Origin of the sequence: Micromonospora sp. PLK6-60, from assembly GCF_019890675.1 — a bacterium.
GTDB lineage: Bacteria > Actinomycetota > Actinomycetes > Mycobacteriales > Micromonosporaceae > Micromonospora.
Genome location: NZ_JAIOAA010000008.1, coordinates 258,941 through 277,648 on the forward strand (window position 1 = coordinate 258,941; position 18,708 = coordinate 277,648).

Here is an 18,708-nt window from a genome sequence, read left to right on the forward strand (position 1 = left end):
GACGCGCCTGCCGTCCCGGCTGCGCGGCCCGTCGCGGGGCCCGGACTAGCGGTAGCTGATGTCCGACGACGCGTACCGGCAGTACGTGCCGTCGGCGCCGCTGCCGGTCTTGGTGGGTTCCTTGCCGGTGTTGTTGCCCGTGTACCGGTCGCAGATGGAGATCTTCCTGCTGCTGTCGCCGTAGATGGTGATGCCCGAGAACGTCGCGGTGTCGCCGTAGTTGGTGTTGATGCCGGCCAGCGCCGAACCGGGTGCGGTAACGGTGACGTTCTGGATGGCGACGGTCCGCTTGTACTGGGTCTTGCAGTTGCCGCACGACCGGTACAGCTTGCCGAAGTTGCTGACGTCGAAGTTCTTGATGGTCAGCTTGCCGCCGCCGTTGTGCTGGAACACCTTGTCGGAGGCGGCCCGGGCGCCGCCGCCGTCCACCGTGTAGGTGGCCGAGGAGCCGCCCTTGAAGGTGGCGGCGTCCTCGCCGACGTCTTCCCACCACACGTTGACAAGCGTGCAGCTGCCCTTGCAGTGGATGCCGTCGGCGGCCGGCGAGCCGATGATCAGGTTCCTGACCGTCGCGCCGTCGGCCAGCTCGAAGAGCGGCTTCTGGCTCTCGCTCTGGCCGCCGTCGCCCATGGCGCCACCGGCCTTGTATCGCGCCAGGCCGAAGTCCCGGGTGCCGCTGATCGACTGGGTGCTGGTCACGGTCGTGGTGCTCGTGGCGGTCGGCCAGCTGGCGGCCTGGGCGCCGGTCTGGGTGACGACCAGGCCGGTGGCGACGAGTCCCACGGTGGCGAGCGGCAGCAGGGCGCGCCGCCACCACCGCCGGCGGGGTGGCGGGGTGTCGTTCTCACGCTTGGTCACGGGTCCTCCAGGTGCGGTCGAGGGGACGGGCGCCGGCCGGGTGGCCGGGCGGTGGGATCAGGTGGTGCGGTGGCCGGTCCGGTGGGCGGCGGGCTCAGGCCGGCAGCCGGTCGGCGCCGGCGAGCAGCCGGACCACGGGCGGCACCAGCGGGGCCGGCAGGACCGGGCCGGCGCGCAGCACCGGCGTCCAGCCGGCGTCGGCGCCGAGATCCGGGTCGTGCTCCGCGTTGTACGCCCCGACCAGGTCGACCGGGCGGGCCGGCCGGGCGCCGGTACGCACCCAGTTGCCGGTGGTGGTGATCGCCGTACCGCCCCAGTCGTGGATCAGGTCGGCCGGGGATATCCCGGCGCCGAGGTCGAAGAAGTTGTGCTCGGCGTGGATTGCCGACTGCACGCCGACGCCGAGGGCGTACTCGAAGTCGGGCCCGGCGAGCCGGTAGTGGTTGTTGTAGACGTCGACCTGGCCGAACCGCACCCGGGGCAGCCGTTGCAGGACACCGTCGAAGACGTTGTGGTGCACGGTCACCCTGAGCCGGCCCACGTCCGGCCCGACGGTGTTGGACGAGCCGATGAGCATCAGCTTGTCCCGACCGACGAACCGGTTGAACGAGGCGGTCACCAGGCTGGCGGTGTGCGTGATGTCCAGCGACCCGTCGTGCACCTGGTACGGCCGGCCGAAGTAGAGCGGCTGGTCACGGTCCGGGTTGGCGCCGTCGGTGAACGTGTTGTGGTCCACCCAGACGTGCTCGCTGCGGCGGACCGAGATGTGGTCGTACTGGGAGTTCCAGTTGCCGGTGTCGCCGTCGGTGGGCGACCAGGCCGGGAAGCAGTCGTGCGCGTCGTCGAAGGTGAGATTGCGGATGATCACGTTGGGTGCGGTGTCGACCATCAGGGTCAGCCCGGTCAGCCGGGCGCCGGCGCGGCCGATGATCGTGGTGTTGGGGCCGACGTTGATCTGGGTCTGCCGGGTCTGGTTGGCCACCGACCGGACCCGGGCCTCCTCCAGCGGGCCGGTGGGGTTGCTCCGCCCCCAGACCGCCGGGTCGTCGGTGGCCAGGTAGGCGTCCAGCGAGTAGCCGGGGTCGGCCAGGTCGGCGCAGCCCAGCAGGGTGCCGTCGGCGGCGGAGAAGCCGTTCACCTCGCCGTCCACCACGATCAGTTTGGGGGTGGCGTTGCCGCGGTTGGTGGCGTTGTCACCGCCCAGCGCCCGGACCAGCCCGGCCCGGTCGGACACCACGTACACCTGGTCGGCGGTCGCGGCCGCGCCACCGGTGGTGCCGCCGGCCGCGGCGGCCCAGCCGTCGTTCGGCGGCAGCACCTGCCGGGCCAGGGACCAGGTGGTGGCCGGCGCTCGATCGGTGGCGGCGCTCGCGCCGCCCGCGCTCGCGGTCACCAGTGCGACCGCGAGCACCGCCGTGGCCGTTGTGCCACATCGCATTCTGCACACTCCGGAAGGCGTCGTCCGACATCGGTATCGCCACGGAAAAGAAATGTTTTCCGCTCTTCGAACGTAGGCAATCAATGTGACGACGGTCAATGCAATGAATGTGCAGGTATTTTGCAGTCGTTTTGGGCGAGGTGGAATTTCCGGACCGGCTCCAGGGGCTATTCAGCCCTTCGGTCCGAATTGGTCGCGCCGCTTCCGGCGGTCGTTTGCATCGTCGTGCGCAGCCGGCCGGGTCAGCGCGGGCACCTCCCTTCCGCCGGATGACTCATGCCGCCCTCGCCAGGGTCCCCAGCACGCCGTACCGGTCCAGTTCGGTGAGCCAGCCGGTGACCGCCGAGCGCACCCCGTCGTCACCGGACAGCTCGGGCGGAAACACCTCCGCCAGCCCGAAGAGCGCGTCCGCGACCCCGGTCGGGGTGTCGGGGGCCGCGCGCAGCCGGGCCCGGATCCGGCCGGCCAGCGGATCGTCCAGCGGCAACTGAGCGCCGTCGTCGGCCCGGCCCCGGGCGAACCGCATCCACGCCGCCACCACCAGCGCCGACCAGTGCGCCGGCCGGCCCCCGGCCCGCAGGTCGGCGACGGTGTGCAGGATCCGCTGCGGCAGCTTCTGCGACCCGTCCATCGCCACCTGGAGGGCCCGGTACCGGATGGCCGGGTTGGCGAACCGGGCCAGCGCCTCGGCGCCGTAGTCGACCACCGAGATGCCCGCCGGCGGCCGGAAGCTGGCCGCCACGTCCTGCGCCACCAGCCGGTGCAGCACGGTCGCCAGGTGCGGCACCGCCAGCGCGTCGGCGATGGTCTCCCGGCCGGCGAGCGCGCCCAGGTAGGCGATGGCCGAGTGCACGCCGTTGAGGGTGCGCAACTTCAGCCGTTCCCACGGGCCCGCGTCCGTGGTCAACACCGCGCCGGCCCGCTCCCACCGGGGGCGACCGGCCGGGAAGCGGTCCTCGATGACCCACTGCCGGTACGGCTCGGCGGTCACCGCCGCCAGATCGGCCACCCCCAGCGCCCGGCCGGCGACGGCGAGGGTGTCCGGCGTACTGGCCGGCACGATCCGGTCCACCATGGTGCCGGGGAACGTCACCCGGTCGGCGACCCACCCGGCCAGCCGGTCCGGCGTCCGTGCCGCCCTGATCACCGCATCGACCAGGCCGGCCAGCCGGCGCCCGTTCGCCGGCAGGTTGTCGCAGCTGACCAGCGCGATCGGGCCCGCGTCGGCGACGGCCCGGGCGAGCAGCCCGCGCAGCAGCAGCCCCGGCACGGTCACCGGAGGTCGGTCGGTGGCCAGGTCGGCGGCCAGCTCCCGGTCCGGGCGCAGCCGGCCGGTGACCGAATCGAGCTGGTACGCCTTCTCCGTCACGGTGAGCGTGACCACCCGGATCGCCGGATCGGCGAGCAGGGCCACCACCGCGGCCGGATCGCTCGCGGCGTGTCGTACCGCCCTGAGCGCGCCCACCACCTGGGTGTGGCTGCCGGCGGCGGACGTGGTGGTCACGCTGAACAGGCCGTCCTGGGCGGCCAGCGCGTCCAGCACGGCACGGCTGCGCGGCGCGACCCCGACGACGCCCCAGTCGCCGCCCGCGGCGGCCACCGCCGCCTCGGTGTAGACCGCCTGGTGGGCCCGGTGGAACGCGCTGAGCCCCAGGTGGACGATCCCGGCCGGCACGTCACCCGGGCGCAGCAGCGGCCGGCTCGACTCGGGCACCCGGGACAGGGTGGCCAGCCCCAACCGGGGTGCGCCGGGGCCCTCCGCCGGCCGGCCGGCGCCGACGGTCACCGCCATGCCGGACCGTCCGGGAAGGCGTAACGGGCGATGGCTTCCGGTGTCATCGTGCTGCTGTAGCCGGGGCGGTCCGGCAGCAGGTAACGGCCGTCGCGGGTGCGTACCGGATCGACGAAGTGCTCGTGCAGGTGATCGACGTACTCGATCATGCGGCCGGGCAGCGCGGTGCCCACCCGCAGGTAGTCGAAGACGGCCAGGTGCTGGACGTACTCGCACAGCCCGACCCCGCCGGCGTGCGGGCAGACCGGCACCCCGAACTTCGCCGCCAGCAGCAGCTCGGCCAGCACCTCGTTGACCCCGCCGACCCGGCAGGCGTCGATCTGCATCACCCCGATCGCCCGGGCCTGCAGGAGCTGCTTGAAGATGACCCGGTTCGCGGCCACCTCGCCGGTGGCCACCCGGATCGGCGCCACCGCCTCGGCGATCCGGGCGTGTCCCAGGATGTCGTCGGCGTGGGTGGGTTCCTCGATCCAGTACGGCCGCACCTCGGCCAGGACCGCCATCTTCTCGATCGCCTCGTCGACGTCCCACACCTGGTTGGCGTCCATCATCAGCAGCGCGTCGGGACCGATCTCCGCCCGGATGATCCGGGCCCGCCGCAGGTCGTCCGCCAGGGGGCCGCCGACCTTCATCTTCATCGCCCGCCACCCCTGTCGGTACGCGGTGCGGGTGAGCGAGCGGACCTTCGCGTCGGGGTAGCCCAACCAGCCCACCGAGGTGGTGTACGACGGGAAGCCGTCCCGGTCCAGTTCGGCCCGCCGGTCGGCCAGCCCGACCAGTCCCCGGTCGAGGATCGCGCCGGCCTCGTCCGGGGTGATCGCGTCGGTGATGTGGTGGAAGTCGACGCTGGCCACCAGGTCGGCGGTGGGCAGCTCGGCCAGCAACCGCCACAGCGGCACCCCGGCCAGCTTGGCCCGCAGGTCCCACACCGCGTTCACCAGCGCCCCGGTGGCCATGTGGATGACCCCCTTCTCCGGGCCCAGCCAGCGCAGTTGCGCGTCGGCGGTGAGCGAACGCCAGAACGCCACCGGCTCCGCGACGATCTCCGCCACCGTCCGGCCCGCCACGTGGTGCGCGAGGGCCCGGACGGCGGCGCAGGTGATCTCGTTGCCCCGCCCGTTGGTGAAGGTGAAACCGGCACCGGTCGGACCGGCGTCGGTGCGCAACTCGACGTAGCTGGCGGAGTAGTCGCCGCGGTTGATCGCGTCCGAACCGTCGCCGTGCCGGGCCGTGGGGAACCGTACGTCGTGCACCTCGACCCCGGTGATGGTGACGCTCATCGGCCCGTCCCCCCGTCCAGCCGGAAGACCCGGCGGGGCAGGTGGTACGCGAGGTCGACGATGGTCTCGGCGGCCTCGTCCAGCGGCAGCCGTTCCTCGGCGACCAGCCGGGCCAGGAAGCCCGCGTCGACCCGTCGGGCCACCTCGTGGCGGACCGGGATCGAGCAGAACGCCCGGGTGTCGTCCACGAACCCGGCGGTGTTGTAGAAGCCGGCGCTCTCGGTGACCGACTCCCGGAACCGGCGCAGCACCTCGGGGGAGTCCAGGAACCACCACGGCGCGCCCAGGTAGAGCGCCGGATAGCCGCCGGCCAGCGGGCCGAGTTCCCGGGTGAAGGTGGACTCGTCGAGGGTGTAGACGACCACCCGCAGCCGGGGGTCGTTGCCGTACGCCGACAGCAGCGGGGCCAGCGCGTGCACGTACTCGGTGGCCTCCGGTACGTCGCCGCCGGTGTCCCGGCCGTGCCGGGCGTGCAGCCAGCGGTTGTGGTTGCGCACCGCGCCCGGGTGCAGTTGCAGCACCAGGCCGTCGTCCAGCGACATCCGGGCGAACTCCATCAGCATGTGCGCCCGGAACGTCTCGGCGTCGGCGGCGTCGACCGCGCCCCGCAGCCCCCGGTCGTACAGGTGGGCCGCCTCGCGTGCGGTGAGCGCGAGCGTACGGGCGGTCGGGTGACCGTGGTCCGAGCTGGTGGCGCCCGCGGCGATGAACGCCGCCCGCCGCTGCCGCAGCGCGTCCAGGAAACCGTGGTACGTCCCGGTGTCCGCGCCGGTCAGCTCGCCGAGCCGGGCGATGTTGGCCGGCCAGTCGTCGAACTCCATGTCCACCACGTTGTCCGGCCGGAACGTGGTGATCACCCGGCCACCGGGGCCGCCCCACCCGTCGGCGGCCAGCTTGGCGTGCCGGCCGAGGTCGTCCAGCGGGGACTCGGTGGTGGCCAGCACCTCGATGCGGAACCGGTCGAACAGCGCCCGGGGCCGGAACTCCGGCTCGGCCAGCCGGGCGGCGATCTCGTCGTACACCTGGTCGGCGGTCTCCGGTGACAGCCGGGTCGTCACCCCGAACACGGTGTCGAAGGTCCGTTCCAGCCACAGCCGGGACGGGGTGCCGCGGAACAGGTGCCAGTGTTCGGCGAACCGTCGCCAGATCCGCCGGCCGTCGGTCTGCACCGGGCTGCCGTCGCGGCTCGGCACGCCCAGTTCGGCCGGGGGTACGCCCTGGCTGAGCAGCATCCGGGTCAGGTAGTGGTCGGGCACGACGAGCAGCCGGGCCGGGTCGGGGAAGGGCGCGTCGTCCGCCAGCACGGCCGGGTCCACGTGGCCGTGCGGCGAGATGAGCGGACGGTCCGCCACCAGCGCGTGGAGATCCCGGGCGATCGCCCGCTGGCGGGGCTCGGCGGGAAGGAGCAGGTCGGGGGCGGCGGGCACAGGCGGGTCTCCTCGCGGGTCAGTCGACGGTGAGCAGGTCGGCAACCCGGACCGCGTGACCGGTCTCGATGGACCGGTTCGCGGCCAGGCCGGTGAGCAGGGCCAGGGCGCCGTCGCGGGCGGTGGCGGAGCGGTCGAGCGGGTCCGGCTCGGCGCCGAAGAGCACCCGGGTCATCCGGGCGTCGGCTCCGCCGTGCCCGGCCCGGGTGTGCCCGGCGACCGGTATCTCGCGGGGCGGGGCCCAGAACGGGCGCAGCGTCAGCGTCGCCCGGCCCTCCTCGGTGGCCGCCTCCGCGCCGTGCAGCGCGGCGCCCTTGAGCGCGCCGGCCGCCGCCGGGCTGACGAAGGAGCTCTCCACCACCTCCAGCTCCAGCCGGCCCCGGCTGCCGTTGACCATCACCCGGTAGCCCTCCCACGGGGCGTACGCGGTGAGGTGGTAGCTCATGGTGGCGCCGCCGGCGTACCGGACGACCAGCGCCATGTCGTCCTCGATGGTCACCCCGGGGGCGAAGACGTTCTGGTCGCGGTGGTAGCCGTCCTCGCCCTCGGCCGCCAGGTAGAGCTCCCGCAGCCGGGGATGGTCGGCGAGCCGGAGCGCGAACGGATCCCCGTCGGCGGCGGCGGAGCCGTGTGCCCGCCGGTAGTCCCGGGCGTACCCGTGCCGGCGGCCCGTGGGGCCGTAGAAGAAGAGCCGGCCGGCGGCGTACACCTCCACCGGGGTGCTGCCCAGCCACCAGTTCACCAGGTCGAAGTGGTGGCTCGCCTTGTGCACCAGCAGGCCGCCCGAGTTCGCCCGGTCCCGGTGCCAGCGACGGAAGTAGTCGGCCCCGTGCCGGACGTCCAGCAGCCACTCGAAGTGCACCGAACCGATCTCGCCGATCTCGCCGCCGGCCAGCACGGTCCGCACGGCCTCGTGCAGCGGGTGGTAGCGGTAGTTGAAGGCGACCGACACCTGCCGGCCGGTCTCGGCCACCGCGTCGAGGATCCGGCGGCAGCGCGCGGCGTCCACCGTCATCGGTTTCTCGGTGACGACGTCCCGGCCGGCCCGCAGGGCGGCCACGATGTAGTCGTCGTGGGTGCGGTCCACCGTGGTCACCAGCACGGCGTCGACCCGCTGCTCGGTCAGCATGGTGCTGAAGTCGTCGGCCCGGTACGTCGGCACGGCCGGCCGGCCCAGCTCGGTGAGCCAGCGGTTGTGCGCGTCCATCCGGGCCTGGTTGACGTCGGCGAAGGCGACCAGCTCGGCGGTGTCGGGATGGTCGAGCACCAGCGCCCGGACGAACATCTCGGCGCGGGCGCCGGTGCCGACCACGGCGTAGCGCCGCTGCCCGGTGCTGGCTGGCATGCGCGACCTCCCGGCTACAAACGTTTGCAATCGAAGTAATCACGATCGATGGCTTGTCGTCAACGGCGCCCCCGCGTCTCGCCCCATACATCCGGATAGATCCGATCCTGAACGCTTCCCGAGCGGTTGCCCGCAACGAACAAGCAATCGATGACCGTTGACATGAGAGCAATCGTTTGCATTAATTGCTGCACCTTGCCGGAACGACCCCTCCCGCCGTCGAAGGGATCAGGTGTGCCAGCCACGATTCGGGACGTCGCGCGGGCCTCCGGGGTGCACATCTCCACGGTCTCCCGGACGTTCTCCGCGCCGCACCTGGTCAATCCCGAGACCCGCAGCCGGGTGCTGGCGTGCGCCGAGAGCCTGGGCTACCGGCCGAACCGAGCGGCCCGGGCGCTGATCACCGGCCGCACCCACAACATCGGCCTGATCGTCGCCGACATCGCCAACCCGTTCTTCCCGCCGCTGATCAAGGCGGCCGAAAGCCAGGCCCGGGGGCGCGATTACCACATCTTCGTGGCCGACACCAATGAGGACCCGGCCGTCGAGGAGGAACTGGTGCACGCCCTGGCCAAGCAGGTCGACGGCGTACTGCTCTGCAGCCCCCGGATGAGCAACAGCCTGATCGAGCAACTCAGCCGCGAGGTGCCACTGGTGGTGATCAACCGTCAGGTCGCCGGCCTGCCCTCGGTGGTCACCGACAACGGCCAGGGCGCGCGGCTGGCCGTGGAGCACCTGCTGGCCCTGGGCCACCGACAGCTCGCCCTGCTGGGCGGGCCGCGTGGCTCGTGGACCAACCGGGAGATCCGCCGCGCCGTGGGCGCGGTCGCCCGGTCCGGCGGGGCCACCCTGACGGTGCTCGGCCCCAACGCGCCCACCGAGACCGGCGGCAGCGCGCTGGCCGAACAGGTCCGCCGCTGCGGCGCCACCGCCGTGCTGGCCTACAACGACCTGATGGCGATCGGCCTGATCGAGGGCCTGCACGCCATCGGGATGGAGGTGCCGCGGGACGTCAGCGTGGTCGGCATCGACGACATCGCGCTGAGCCGCCTCACCCGACCCAAGTTGACGACCGTGGCCACCCCGGCCGCGGCCGCCGGCCGGACGGCCGTCGACATGCTCCTGCAACACGACGCGCCCGCCGGCACCCGCGGCGGCGCTCGGGGCACGTTCGGCGACGACCGGCGTACCACCGCACAGGTAACGCTCCAGACGGAGCTGGTCATCCGCGAGTCGACCGGGCCCGGCCCGGCCGCCGAAGTCGACCGCGCCGGCACTCCCGAAGCCGAAGGCCCGGGTCCGCATCCCACTGCGGACCCGGGCGAGGTGGCGGTGACCCCCGGCGAGGTCGTTCCCTCCTAATGCCCGAGGAGTGAGCGCACATGTACGCCGCAACGCCCGTACCGGCGGGTCCACCCGCCGCCGATCACCACCGTACCGCCCGGCCGGGACGCCGCCTGGCGAACCTTCTCGCCGCGACGCTCGTGGCCGTGCCGCTGCTGTTCGGCGCCGCCGCCTGCGGTGGCGAGGACGCCTCCGACGACCCGAACGCCCCCGTGAAGATCTCGATCTTCTGGTGGGGCGGTGACGCCCGGGCGAAGCTGACCGAGGACGCCCTCGCGCTCTACACGAAGAAGCATCCCAACGTCACCTTCGAGAAGACCTGGCAGGCCAACCAGGGCTACTTCGACAAGCTGGCCACCCTGACCGCCGGTGGCAACCCGCCGGACATCTTCCAGATCGACGACAACTTCCTCGCCGAGTACGCGGCCCGCAACGCCACCCTCGACCTGACCAGCTACCAGCAGAGCGGGAAGGTCGACACCAGCAGGTTCCCGGAGAGCCTCTGGAAGTACGGCGTGGTCGACGGCAAGCTGGCCGGGCTGGCCGCCGGGGAGAACACCCAGGGCCTGGTCTACAACAAGACCCTGCTGACGAAGCACGGCCTGCCCGAACCGACCACCGGGATGAGCTGGGAGCAGCACATCGCCTGGGCCGCGCAGGTCAGCGCCAAGGCCGGCATGCCCGGCACCCAGGACCCGAGCGCCGACTACAAGGCGTTCTGGGTCTGGCTGCGCCAGCAGGGCAAGGACCTCTACCGGGACAAGGCGCTCGGGTTCGCCGCCGAGGACGTCACGGCCTGGTTCGAGCTGTGGAAGGGGGCCCGGGACAGGAAGGCCACCCCCACCCCCGACGTGATCCACGAGGGCAACGTCACCGACGTCACCAAGCAACTCGTGGTCACCGGAAAGGCCGCCACCTCCTGGGTCTGGGCCAACCAGCTCCCCGAGCTGAAGAAGAACACCAAGGACGAACTCGGTGTGGTCGCGTACCCCGGCGACCCGAGCGCGCAGTGGGCCCGGGCGTCCATGTACTACTCGGTGTTCAAGGGCAGCAAGCACCGGGACGCCGCGGTCGACGTGATCAACTTCCTGGTCAACGATCCCGAGGCGGCGCAGGTGCTGGGCACCGACCGCGGTCTGCCGTCCAACCTCGACCTGCGCAAGCAGGTCGCCGAATCGGCCACCGACCCCGCCATGAAGCTGTCCATGCAGGTCGAGGAGGACCTCGCCAGCACGTTCGGTGCCGCGCCGCAGGTGCCCCTCAAGGGACACAGCACGCTCAAGTCCGAGCTGACCAAGGCCGCCGAGGCCGTCCAGTTCGGCCGGGCCACCCCGGCCGAGGCGGCGCGGCAACTCGTGGCCGCCTGCACGGCCGCCATCGCCTGAGCGGCGTCATGTCACCGCGGAGAGGAGCACGCTCGTGGCGTTGACCACGACGCCCGAGCAGACTCGACGCCCGCCGCGTCCGGTCCGGGCCACCCGCCGGGGGTCCGGACCGGGTGCCGGCCGCGAGGGTCTCGCCGGGTACGTCTTCCTGTCGCCCTGGCTCGTCGGGCTGCTGGGCATCACGGCCATCCCGATGCTGCTGTCGCTCTATCTGAGCTTCACCAACTACGACGTGCTGACCCCCTGGCCGGAGGTCGAGTGGGTCGGGCTGGCCAACTACCGCCGCATGTTCACCGCCGACCCGGCGTACTGGCACGCGGTGCGGGTGACCGTGACGTTCGCCCTGGTGGCCGTGCCGCTCAAGCTGGCCACCGCGCTCGGGGTGGCGCTGCTGCTCAACCGGACGTGGCGCGGGGTGGGGCTGTTCCGGGGCCTGTTCTACCTGCCGTCGCTGCTCGGCGGCAGCGTGGCGCTGGCCATCGTGTGGCGCAGCATGTTCAACGCCGACGGCGCGGTGAACTCGTTCCTCGCGTTCTTCGGCATCCAGGGCCAGCCCTGGGTGAACGACCCGGACTGGGCGCTGGAGACGCTGATGGTGCTGGCCATCTGGCAGTTCGGCGCCCCCATGGTGATCTTCCTGGCCGGCCTGAAGCAGGTGCCGACCGAGCTGTACGAGGCCGCCGCCGTGGACGGCGCCGGGCCGTTCCGGCAGTTCCTCAGCGTGACGCTGCCGATGCTGTCCCCGGTCATCTTCTTCAACCTGGTGCTGGAGACGATCCACGGCTTCCAGGGCTTCACGGCCGCCTTCGTGCTGAGCAACGGCACCGGCGGGCCGGTGGACTCCACCCTCATGTACACCCTCAAGCTCTACATCTCCGGCTTCACCGACCTGGAGATGGGCTACGCCTCGGCGATGGCCTGGGTCTTCCTGGTGGCGATCGGTCTGATCACCGCCGTCTTCTTCAGCACCGGACGGTTCTGGGTGCACTACTCCGACGGGTCGGACTCGTGACCGCGGTGCGGGCCGCCGGCCCGCGGCCCCGTACCGGCCCGGCCCGGCGGCAGGTGGTCCGGCTGGTCCTGCTGCTCGCCATCCTGGCCGTGGTGCTCTACCCGCTGCTGTGGATGCTCGGCGCCTCGGTCAAGTCGCAGGAAGAGATCGTGAACAACATCGGCCTGCTGCCGGAGCGGTTCACCCCGGCCAACTACTCGGACGGGTGGGCCAACTTCGACGTCGGCTTCGGCCGGTTCTTCCTCAACAGCGCGTTGATCAGTCTGCTCGCCGTGCTGGGCAACGCGGTCTCCTGCCTGCTGGCCGCGTACGCCTTCGCCCGGCTGCGGTTCCGACTGCGCCGGGTGTGGTTCGCCATCATGATCGGCACCCTGCTGCTGCCCGGGCACGTGCTGATCGTGCCGCAGTACATCCTGTTCCGCAGCCTCGGCCTGGTCGGCGCGCAGTGGCCGTACCTGCCGCTGCTGATCCCGCACCTGCTGGCCACCGACGCGTTCTTCGTGTTCCTCATCGTGCAGTTCATGCGGGGCATCCCGAACGAGCTGGACGAGGCGGCGAAGATCGACGGCGCCAGCGAGTACGGCATCTTCCGGCATGTCATCCTGCCGCTGAGCCGGCCGGCGCTGGTCACCACCGCGATCTTCACGTTCATCTGGACCTGGAACGACTTCTTCCGGCAACTGGTCTACCTGTCCCAGTTGCCGGACTACACCGTTCCGGTGGCGTTGACCCTGTTCATCGACTCGACCAGCCAGAGCGAGGTGGGACCGATGTTCGCCATGTCGGTGCTGTCGCTGCTGCCGGTGTTCCTGTTCTTCGTCGCCTTCCAGCGGATGCTCGTCGAGGGCATCAACACCAGCGGGCTCAAGGGCTGAGCCGGTGATCACGGACGTCACCACCGCCCGCCGGGACTGGCGGGACGTCGCCCGGGACGCCACCGATCTCGCGCTGCTGGGCATCCTGCTCACCGTGGCCGCGCTCCCGCTGCTGACCGCGGCCGCCGCCGTCGGGGTGGCCAGCGCCGCCGTACGGGACTGGCTGGACAGCGGCAGCTGGCCGCCGGCCGGCGAGACGGTGCACCGGTTCCGCCGGGCGCTGCTGCCGGGCGCCGTCGCCGGCCTGGTCACGCTGGCCGGCGCGGCACTGCTGGCGGTGGACATCGCCGGGGTGGCGACCGGCGCCGTGCCCGGCGGCCGGCTGGTGCTCGTGCTGACCTGCGTGGTGGCGGCGTCGCTGGCCGGCTTCGGCGGGCTCGCGGTGGTCGAGGTGGGCCGGACCGGCGGCCGGGGCTGGCGGGCGGCGGCCCGCGCCGCCGCCCGCGGCTGCGCCGACCGGCCGGCCCGCTGGGCGGCCACCACCGGGGTGAGCTGCCTGGTGCTGGTGCTCGGCCTGCTGGTCGCGCCGGTCACCGTCCCCATCCTGCTGGGGTACGCGCTGGCGGCGCTGCACGCGGTGAGCCGGCGGCTGACCGGGCGGGCGGCGGCCGAATGAGCCGTACCCGGGTGGCGCTGATCGGTGCGAACGGGCACGGCCTGTCGCACCGGCGCAACCTGGACCGGCTGGCGGCGGCCGGCGTGCTGGAGCCGGTGGCGCTCTGCGACCGGGCACCCGTGCCGGAACCCGGCGCGGTGCCGGTTTTCACCGACCACCGGACCATGCTGGCGAGCGCCGAGCCGGACGTGGTGGTGATCTGCACCCCGCCACCCACCCACCTGCGGATCGCGCTGGACGCCGTCGCGGCCGGGGCCGACCTGCTGCTGGAGAAGCCGCCGGTCTCCTCGCTGGCCGAACACGCCGAGCTGCTGGCCCGGCTGCGCCGGACCGGGCGGGCCTGTCAGGTCGGCTTCCAGGCGCTCGGCTCGGCGGCGCTGCCCGACCTGATCGCCGCGGCGCGACCGCCGGCGGCGCAGACGTCGACCGCGCGGCCCGCCGGGGTGTTAAGCGGGGCCCCCTCCGCTACCGAATGCGTTAACAAGGGGCCCTTCCTTGCCTCGGCGGTGGGGGCGTGGTGGCGGCCGGATGCCTACTGGAGCCGTTCACCGTGGGCGGGCCGGCGACGCCTGCACGGCCGGTTCGTCGCCGACGGGGCGCTGGCCAACCCGTTCGCGCACGCGGTGATGCAGTCGCTCGCGGTCGCCGCCGAGGCCACCGGCTGGCCGCGCGGGCCGGTCACCGGCGAGCTGGAGTGGTACCGGACCCGGGACATCGAGGTCGAGGACACCGCGTGCCTGCGCCTGACCGACGGCGCCGGGGCTGCCGTCGAGGTGGCCGTGACGCTCGCCTCCGACACCTTCGTGGCCGGCGAGGTGCACGCCGGGGGTGCCGCGCTGGAGTACCCCACGGACCGGCTGCGGCTGCCCGGCGACGCCGGCTGGCGCCCGCCGGCCGGCCGGGTCGACCTGCTGGAGAACCTGCTGGCGCACCGCACCGGTGGCGTGCCGCTGGTGGCGCCGCTGGAGCGCACCTGGGGGTTCACCGTGGTCCTGGCGATGATCGCGGCTGCGCCGCCGCCGACACCGGTGCCCGACCGGTACCTCCGACCGCACCCCGACGGTGCCGGCCGGGTCATCGACGGGGTGGCGGACCTGCTGCGGGCCGCCGCCGACGCCGGGGCGTTGCCGTCGGAGTTGGACGTGCCGTGGGCGGTGCCGCCGCACCGGACGGCCCTGGATTTCCGACCGAAGGAGGCATCCGATGCGCAAAGTGACCCTCGCTGACGTGGTGGGCACCGCGATACCCGCCGGCCGGCTCATCGACCGTGGCGGGTTCCGCCGGTACGACGAGCCCGGCTTCCGCACCCACGACGAACCCGGCACGCACACCCACTCCGTGCCCGAACTCTTCTGCGTCTTCCAGGGCAGCGGCACCATAGAGATCAACGGCGCACCGGCGGACCGGTTCACCGCCGGCGACGTCCTGGTCATCGAGCCGGGCGAGGATCACCATCTGATCAGCGAGGGTGCCGTGCCGCTGGTCTTCGCCTGGATGCACCTGCTGCCCTGATCGCGGACGTGCCGGCGCTGACGGCCCGGGACGTGGTCGACCTGCGCAGTCGCGGACTGCCGTGATCGGCCGGCGGCCTCGTACCATGGCGCCAGACATCGGGGACGGCGCCGGGGAGGGGCCATGGGTAAGGGAATCTTCGTGCAGGAACTGCCGGGGATCGGCAAGCGGTACGACGTGGACCTGGGTGGCCACACCCAGCGGATCTCGATCGTGGCGCGCCGGGACGGCACCCGGGATCTGTACGTCTTCGCCGCCGGGGCGGACGATCCGGTCGCGGTGATCGAGATGTCGGAGGAGCAGGCCCGGAAAGTGGGCGCCCTGCTGGCCGGCATCTACTTCTCCGACTAGCCGCCCCGCCCAGCTCCCGCCCAGCCCATCCCAGGAGTCCTCACCGTGCACGCTGACCTCGTGGGCTTCGGAGCCCTCGTCCTCATCGCCGGCCTGCTGGCCCGCGCCGGCCGCCGGATCAACCTGCCCACGGTGCCGTTCTTCATGCTCGCCGGCATCCTGCTCGGGCCGGGCACCCCCGGTCCGGTGCTGGTCGCCCACCCCGAAGACCTGAGCCTGCTCGCCTCGCTCGGCCTGGTGCTGCTGCTGTTCCACCTGGGGGTGGAGTTCCCGGTCGAGCAGGTGCTGGGCAGCGGCCGGCGGCTGTTCATCGCGGCCGGCTGCTACATCCTGCTCAACGTCGGGGCCGGGATGCTGTTCGGGTTCGCGCTCGGCTGGGGCGCCTACGAGGCGTTCGTGATCGCCGGCGCGCTGGGCATCTCCTCGTCGGCGATCGTGACCAAGCTGCTCATCGAGTTCCGCCGGCTGGCCAACGCGGAGACCCCGGTCATCCTCGGCATCATCGTGATCGAGGACCTGTTCCTCGCGCTGTACCTGGCCCTGCTGTCACCGATCCTGTCCGGCGCCGGCTCCGCCGGGGAGCTGGCGCTGCGCATCGGCATGAGCTTCGGCTACCTGGTCGTCCTGTTCGCCGTCGCCCGCTACGGCGCCCGGCTGGTCAGCAAGGTGATCGACAGCAACGAGGACGAGCTGCTGGCCGTACTCATGATCGGGTTGGTGGTCCTGGTCGCCGGCGTCTCGGCCGAGATCGGCGTCTCCGACGCCATCGGCGCCCTGATGATCGGCCTGGTGGTCGCCCGCACCGCCATCCGGGAGCGGGTGGAACGGCTGGTGCTGCCGCTGCGGGACGTGTTCGCGGCGGTCTTCTTCGTGGTGTTCGGGCTGAGCATCAACGTCAGCGCGATCGGCTCGGTGGCGCTGCCGGTGCTGCTGGCGGTCGCGGTCACCATCGTGACCAACGTGTTGGCCGGGCTGATCGCCGGCCGGTTGTTCGGGCTCAACCAGCGCGGTGCGGCCAACGTCGGGCTGACGGTCCTGGGCCGCGGCGAGTTCTCCCTGATCCTCGCCACGCTCGCCCTCACCGCCGGCCTGGACGCCCGCCTCGGCCCGTTCATCGCCCTGTACGTGCTGGTGCTCGCCGTGGTCAGCCCGCTGCTCGCGGCGAACTCGCGCTACCTCGCCCGGATCATCCCGGACCGCCTGCTGCACTCGAGCTGGCGGTACGTGCGGGAGGAGACGATCAGCACGGCCTGCACCCACCTGGACCGGATCCAGATCACCGAGTCCGACGCCGAGGCGTGCCCGCAGTGTCTGGAGAGCGGCGACGACTGGGTGCAGCTGCGGTTGTGCCTGACCTGCGGTGCGGTCGGTTGCTGCAGCGACTCGGTGAACAACCACGCCGAGGAGCACTACCGGCTGTCCGGCCACCCGTTGATCCGGTCGCTGGAGCCGGGCGAGGACTGGCGGTACTGCTACGTCGACGGCGCCCTGGTCCGCGAGCCGTTGGGCGCGAGCCGCCAGTAGACCGTCCGCCGGGCTGTCCGCCGGGTCGGACAGCGGGCCGGACACCGGGCGGCGTGCGGCCGACCGTTTTATGCGCAAACGTCGATGTTAGCGCCATCATTGTGCCGTCCCGTGGGCACCCGCCCGGTCCGCCGGGCCGGGCGGGGTGCTGCCCAGCGGGAAGATGGCGAGGGTTGCTGCCGCCCGGGCGGGCCGCGATACATGAACTTGCATGTTACGACTTGACGAACGACATGTTATCGCCCACATTCGATGGTCAAGGCCGACGGCACCCGTGGCTCACCGGGCGAGCCCGCTTCGTCGGATCTCGAGTCAAGCGTGCGCCAAGGGCACGCGGGCATCGTTGTTAGCGCTAACAGCCGCCCGTGCTCCCTCGGCCACGCGGAGCGGTGTGCCCGTCCCGGGTGGACCGTTCGCCCTGGTCATCGGAGGAGGATCATGTCTGCCCTTGGTACGTCTCCATCGCTCGCCCCGCCGTCGCGGCGCGGGCGCCTGCTGCGGGTCGTCGCCACCGCCGCGGCGGCGCTGCTGGCCGGTGGCGCCGCCGTGGCGGTGGTGTCGACGCCCGCCGCCGCCGCGACCGTCGACACGAACGCCTGGTACGTGCTGGTCAACCGGAACAGCGGCAAGGCCCTGGACGTCTACAACCTGGCCACGAACGACGGCGCCCGGATCACGCAGTGGACGCGCAACAACGGCAACCAGCAGCAGTGGCAGTTCGTGGACTCCGGCGGCGGCTACTACCGGCTGAAGTCGCGGCTGTCCAGCAAGGTGCTGGACGTCTACAACTTCTCGACCGCCAACGGCGCCAGCATCGTGCAGTGGTCGGACCACAACGGGACCAACCAGCAGTTCCGGCTGGCCGACTCCGACAGCGGCTACGTCCGGTTGATCAACCGGAACAGCAACAAGGTGATGGAGGTGCAGGGCGCCTCCACCGCCGACGGCGGGAACATCGTCCAGTACGACGACTGGAACGGCGCCAACCAGCAGTGGCAGCTCGTCCGCGTGGACGGCGGGAGCAACCCCACCACGCCGCCGCCGACGACGCCGCCGCCGGGTGGCACGTGCGACCTGCCGTCGACGTACCGCTGGTCGTCGACCGGTGCGCTGGCCACCCCGAGGTCGGGGTGGGTGTCGCTGAAGGACTTCACGCACGCGCCGTACAACGGCCGGCAGCTGGTCTACGCGACGACGCACGACACGGGTACGTCGTGGGGCTCGATGAACTTCGGCCTCTTCACGAACTGGTCGGACATGGCCTCGGCCAGCCAGAACGCGATGCCGTTCTCGGCGGTCGCCCCGTCGCTGTTCTACTTCGCGCCGAAGAACATCTGGGTGCTCGCCTACCAGTGGGGTGGGCCGGCGTTCTCCTACCGGACGTCGACCGACCCCACCAACGTGAACAGCTGGTCGGCGCACCAGACCCTGTTCACCGGGAGCATCTCCAACTCCGGCACCGGCCCGATCGACCACGCGCTCATCGGTGACGACCAGAACATGTACCTGTTCTTCGCCGGGGACAACGGCCGGATCTACCGGGCCAGCATGCCGATCGGGAACTTCCCCGGCAGCTTCGGCTCGAACTACACCACCATCATGACCGACACCACGAACAACCTGTTCGAGGCACCGCAGGTCTACAAGCTCCAGGGCCAGAACAAGTACCTCATGATCGTCGAGGCGATCGGTTCGCAGGGCCGCTACTTCCGCTCGTTCACCGCCACCAGCCTCGGCGGCACCTGGACCCCGCAGGCCGCCACCGAGAGCAACCCGTTCGCGGGCAAGGCCAACAGCGGCGCCACCTGGACCAACGACATCAGCCACGGCGAGCTGATCCGCACCAACGCCGACCAGACCATGACGGTCAACCCCTGCAACCTGCAACTGCTCTACCAGGGGCGGTCCCCCAACTCGGGCGGCGACTACGGCCTGCTGCCCTACCGGCC

Annotated in this window: 16 protein-coding genes; 10 read left to right on the top strand and 6 right to left on the bottom strand. The window is 72.0% G+C overall.

The window, feature by feature from the left end; translation table 11 throughout:
* Positions 1–45 precede the first annotated feature (45 nt).
* From K7640_RS18080 to K7640_RS18105, 6 genes are all read right to left on the bottom strand, one after another.
* Positions 46–858 carry a pectate lyase gene (locus K7640_RS18080; protein WP_222956017.1) on the bottom strand — a complete coding sequence of 271 codons (813 nt, stop codon included), beginning with the start codon at positions 856–858 and terminating at the stop codon, positions 46–48.
* A gap of 94 nt (positions 859–952) precedes the next feature.
* Positions 953–2,296 (bottom strand): polysaccharide lyase family 1 protein, encoded by a 1,344-nt coding sequence (locus tag K7640_RS18085; RefSeq protein WP_222956018.1) that lies wholly within the window; start codon positions 2,294–2,296, stop codon positions 953–955.
* Between the two features lie 274 nt (positions 2,297–2,570).
* Positions 2,571–4,088, bottom strand: coding sequence for a mannitol dehydrogenase family protein (locus K7640_RS18090; RefSeq protein ID WP_222956019.1), 1,518 nt, complete (start codon positions 4,086–4,088; stop codon positions 2,571–2,573).
* Positions 4,079–5,368, bottom strand: a complete 1,290-nt coding sequence (locus K7640_RS18095) for an enolase C-terminal domain-like protein (protein WP_222956020.1) — start codon at positions 5,366–5,368, stop codon at positions 4,079–4,081. Before K7640_RS18095 ends, K7640_RS18090 begins: the two co-directional genes overlap by 10 nt.
* A complete protein-coding gene (uxaC, locus tag K7640_RS18100; protein ID WP_222956021.1) occupies positions 5,365–6,795 on the bottom strand; it encodes a glucuronate isomerase in 1,431 nt (476 codons plus the stop codon). The genes K7640_RS18095 and uxaC overlap by 4 nt, the downstream gene beginning before the upstream one ends.
* A gap of 19 nt (positions 6,796–6,814) precedes the next feature.
* Complete coding sequence (locus K7640_RS18105; RefSeq protein ID WP_222956022.1) at positions 6,815–8,140, bottom strand: Gfo/Idh/MocA family protein; 1,326 nt, start codon at positions 8,138–8,140, stop codon at positions 6,815–6,817.
* A gap of 234 nt (positions 8,141–8,374) precedes the next feature.
* Between K7640_RS18105 and K7640_RS18110 the strand changes: the two genes are divergently transcribed.
* From K7640_RS18110 to K7640_RS18155, 10 genes are all read left to right on the top strand, one after another.
* Positions 8,375–9,502, top strand: coding sequence for a LacI family DNA-binding transcriptional regulator (locus tag K7640_RS18110; protein WP_222956023.1), 1,128 nt, complete (start codon positions 8,375–8,377; stop codon positions 9,500–9,502).
* A gap of 20 nt (positions 9,503–9,522) precedes the next feature.
* Positions 9,523–10,869: an extracellular solute-binding protein gene (locus K7640_RS18115; protein WP_222956024.1), complete on the top strand. Its 1,347-nt coding sequence runs from the start codon at positions 9,523–9,525 to the stop codon at positions 10,867–10,869.
* Between the two features lie 34 nt (positions 10,870–10,903).
* Positions 10,904–11,881: a carbohydrate ABC transporter permease gene (locus K7640_RS18120; protein ID WP_222956025.1), complete on the top strand. Its 978-nt coding sequence runs from the start codon at positions 10,904–10,906 to the stop codon at positions 11,879–11,881.
* A 113-nt stretch (positions 11,882–11,994) separates the two neighbouring features.
* The gene (locus K7640_RS18125) at positions 11,995–12,756 is read left to right on the top strand and encodes a carbohydrate ABC transporter permease (RefSeq protein WP_222956056.1); all 762 of its coding nucleotides are present in this window, start codon (positions 11,995–11,997) and stop codon (positions 12,754–12,756) included.
* Positions 12,757–12,760: 4 nt separating this feature from the next.
* Positions 12,761–13,372 carry a DUF624 domain-containing protein gene (locus K7640_RS18130; RefSeq protein WP_222956026.1) on the top strand — a complete coding sequence of 204 codons (612 nt, stop codon included), beginning with the start codon at positions 12,761–12,763 and terminating at the stop codon, positions 13,370–13,372.
* Positions 13,369–14,598, top strand: a complete 1,230-nt coding sequence (locus tag K7640_RS18135; RefSeq protein ID WP_222956027.1) for a Gfo/Idh/MocA family protein — start codon at positions 13,369–13,371, stop codon at positions 14,596–14,598. Before K7640_RS18130 ends, K7640_RS18135 begins: the two co-directional genes overlap by 4 nt.
* Positions 14,576–14,884, top strand: a complete 309-nt coding sequence (locus K7640_RS18140; RefSeq protein ID WP_255609315.1) for a cupin domain-containing protein — start codon at positions 14,576–14,578, stop codon at positions 14,882–14,884. The genes K7640_RS18135 and K7640_RS18140 overlap by 23 nt, the downstream gene beginning before the upstream one ends.
* Positions 14,885–15,007: 123 nt before the next feature.
* The gene (locus K7640_RS18145; RefSeq protein ID WP_222956028.1) at positions 15,008–15,235 is read left to right on the top strand and encodes a potassium transporter TrkA; all 228 of its coding nucleotides are present in this window, start codon (positions 15,008–15,010) and stop codon (positions 15,233–15,235) included.
* A gap of 45 nt (positions 15,236–15,280) precedes the next feature.
* On the top strand, positions 15,281–16,759 hold the full coding sequence (locus K7640_RS18150; protein WP_222956029.1) for a cation:proton antiporter: 1,479 nt from the start codon (positions 15,281–15,283) through the stop codon (positions 16,757–16,759).
* A gap of 438 nt (positions 16,760–17,197) precedes the next feature.
* On the top strand, positions 17,198–18,708 hold a 1,511-nt coding region (locus K7640_RS18155), incomplete at its 3' end, for a non-reducing end alpha-L-arabinofuranosidase family hydrolase (RefSeq protein WP_222956030.1).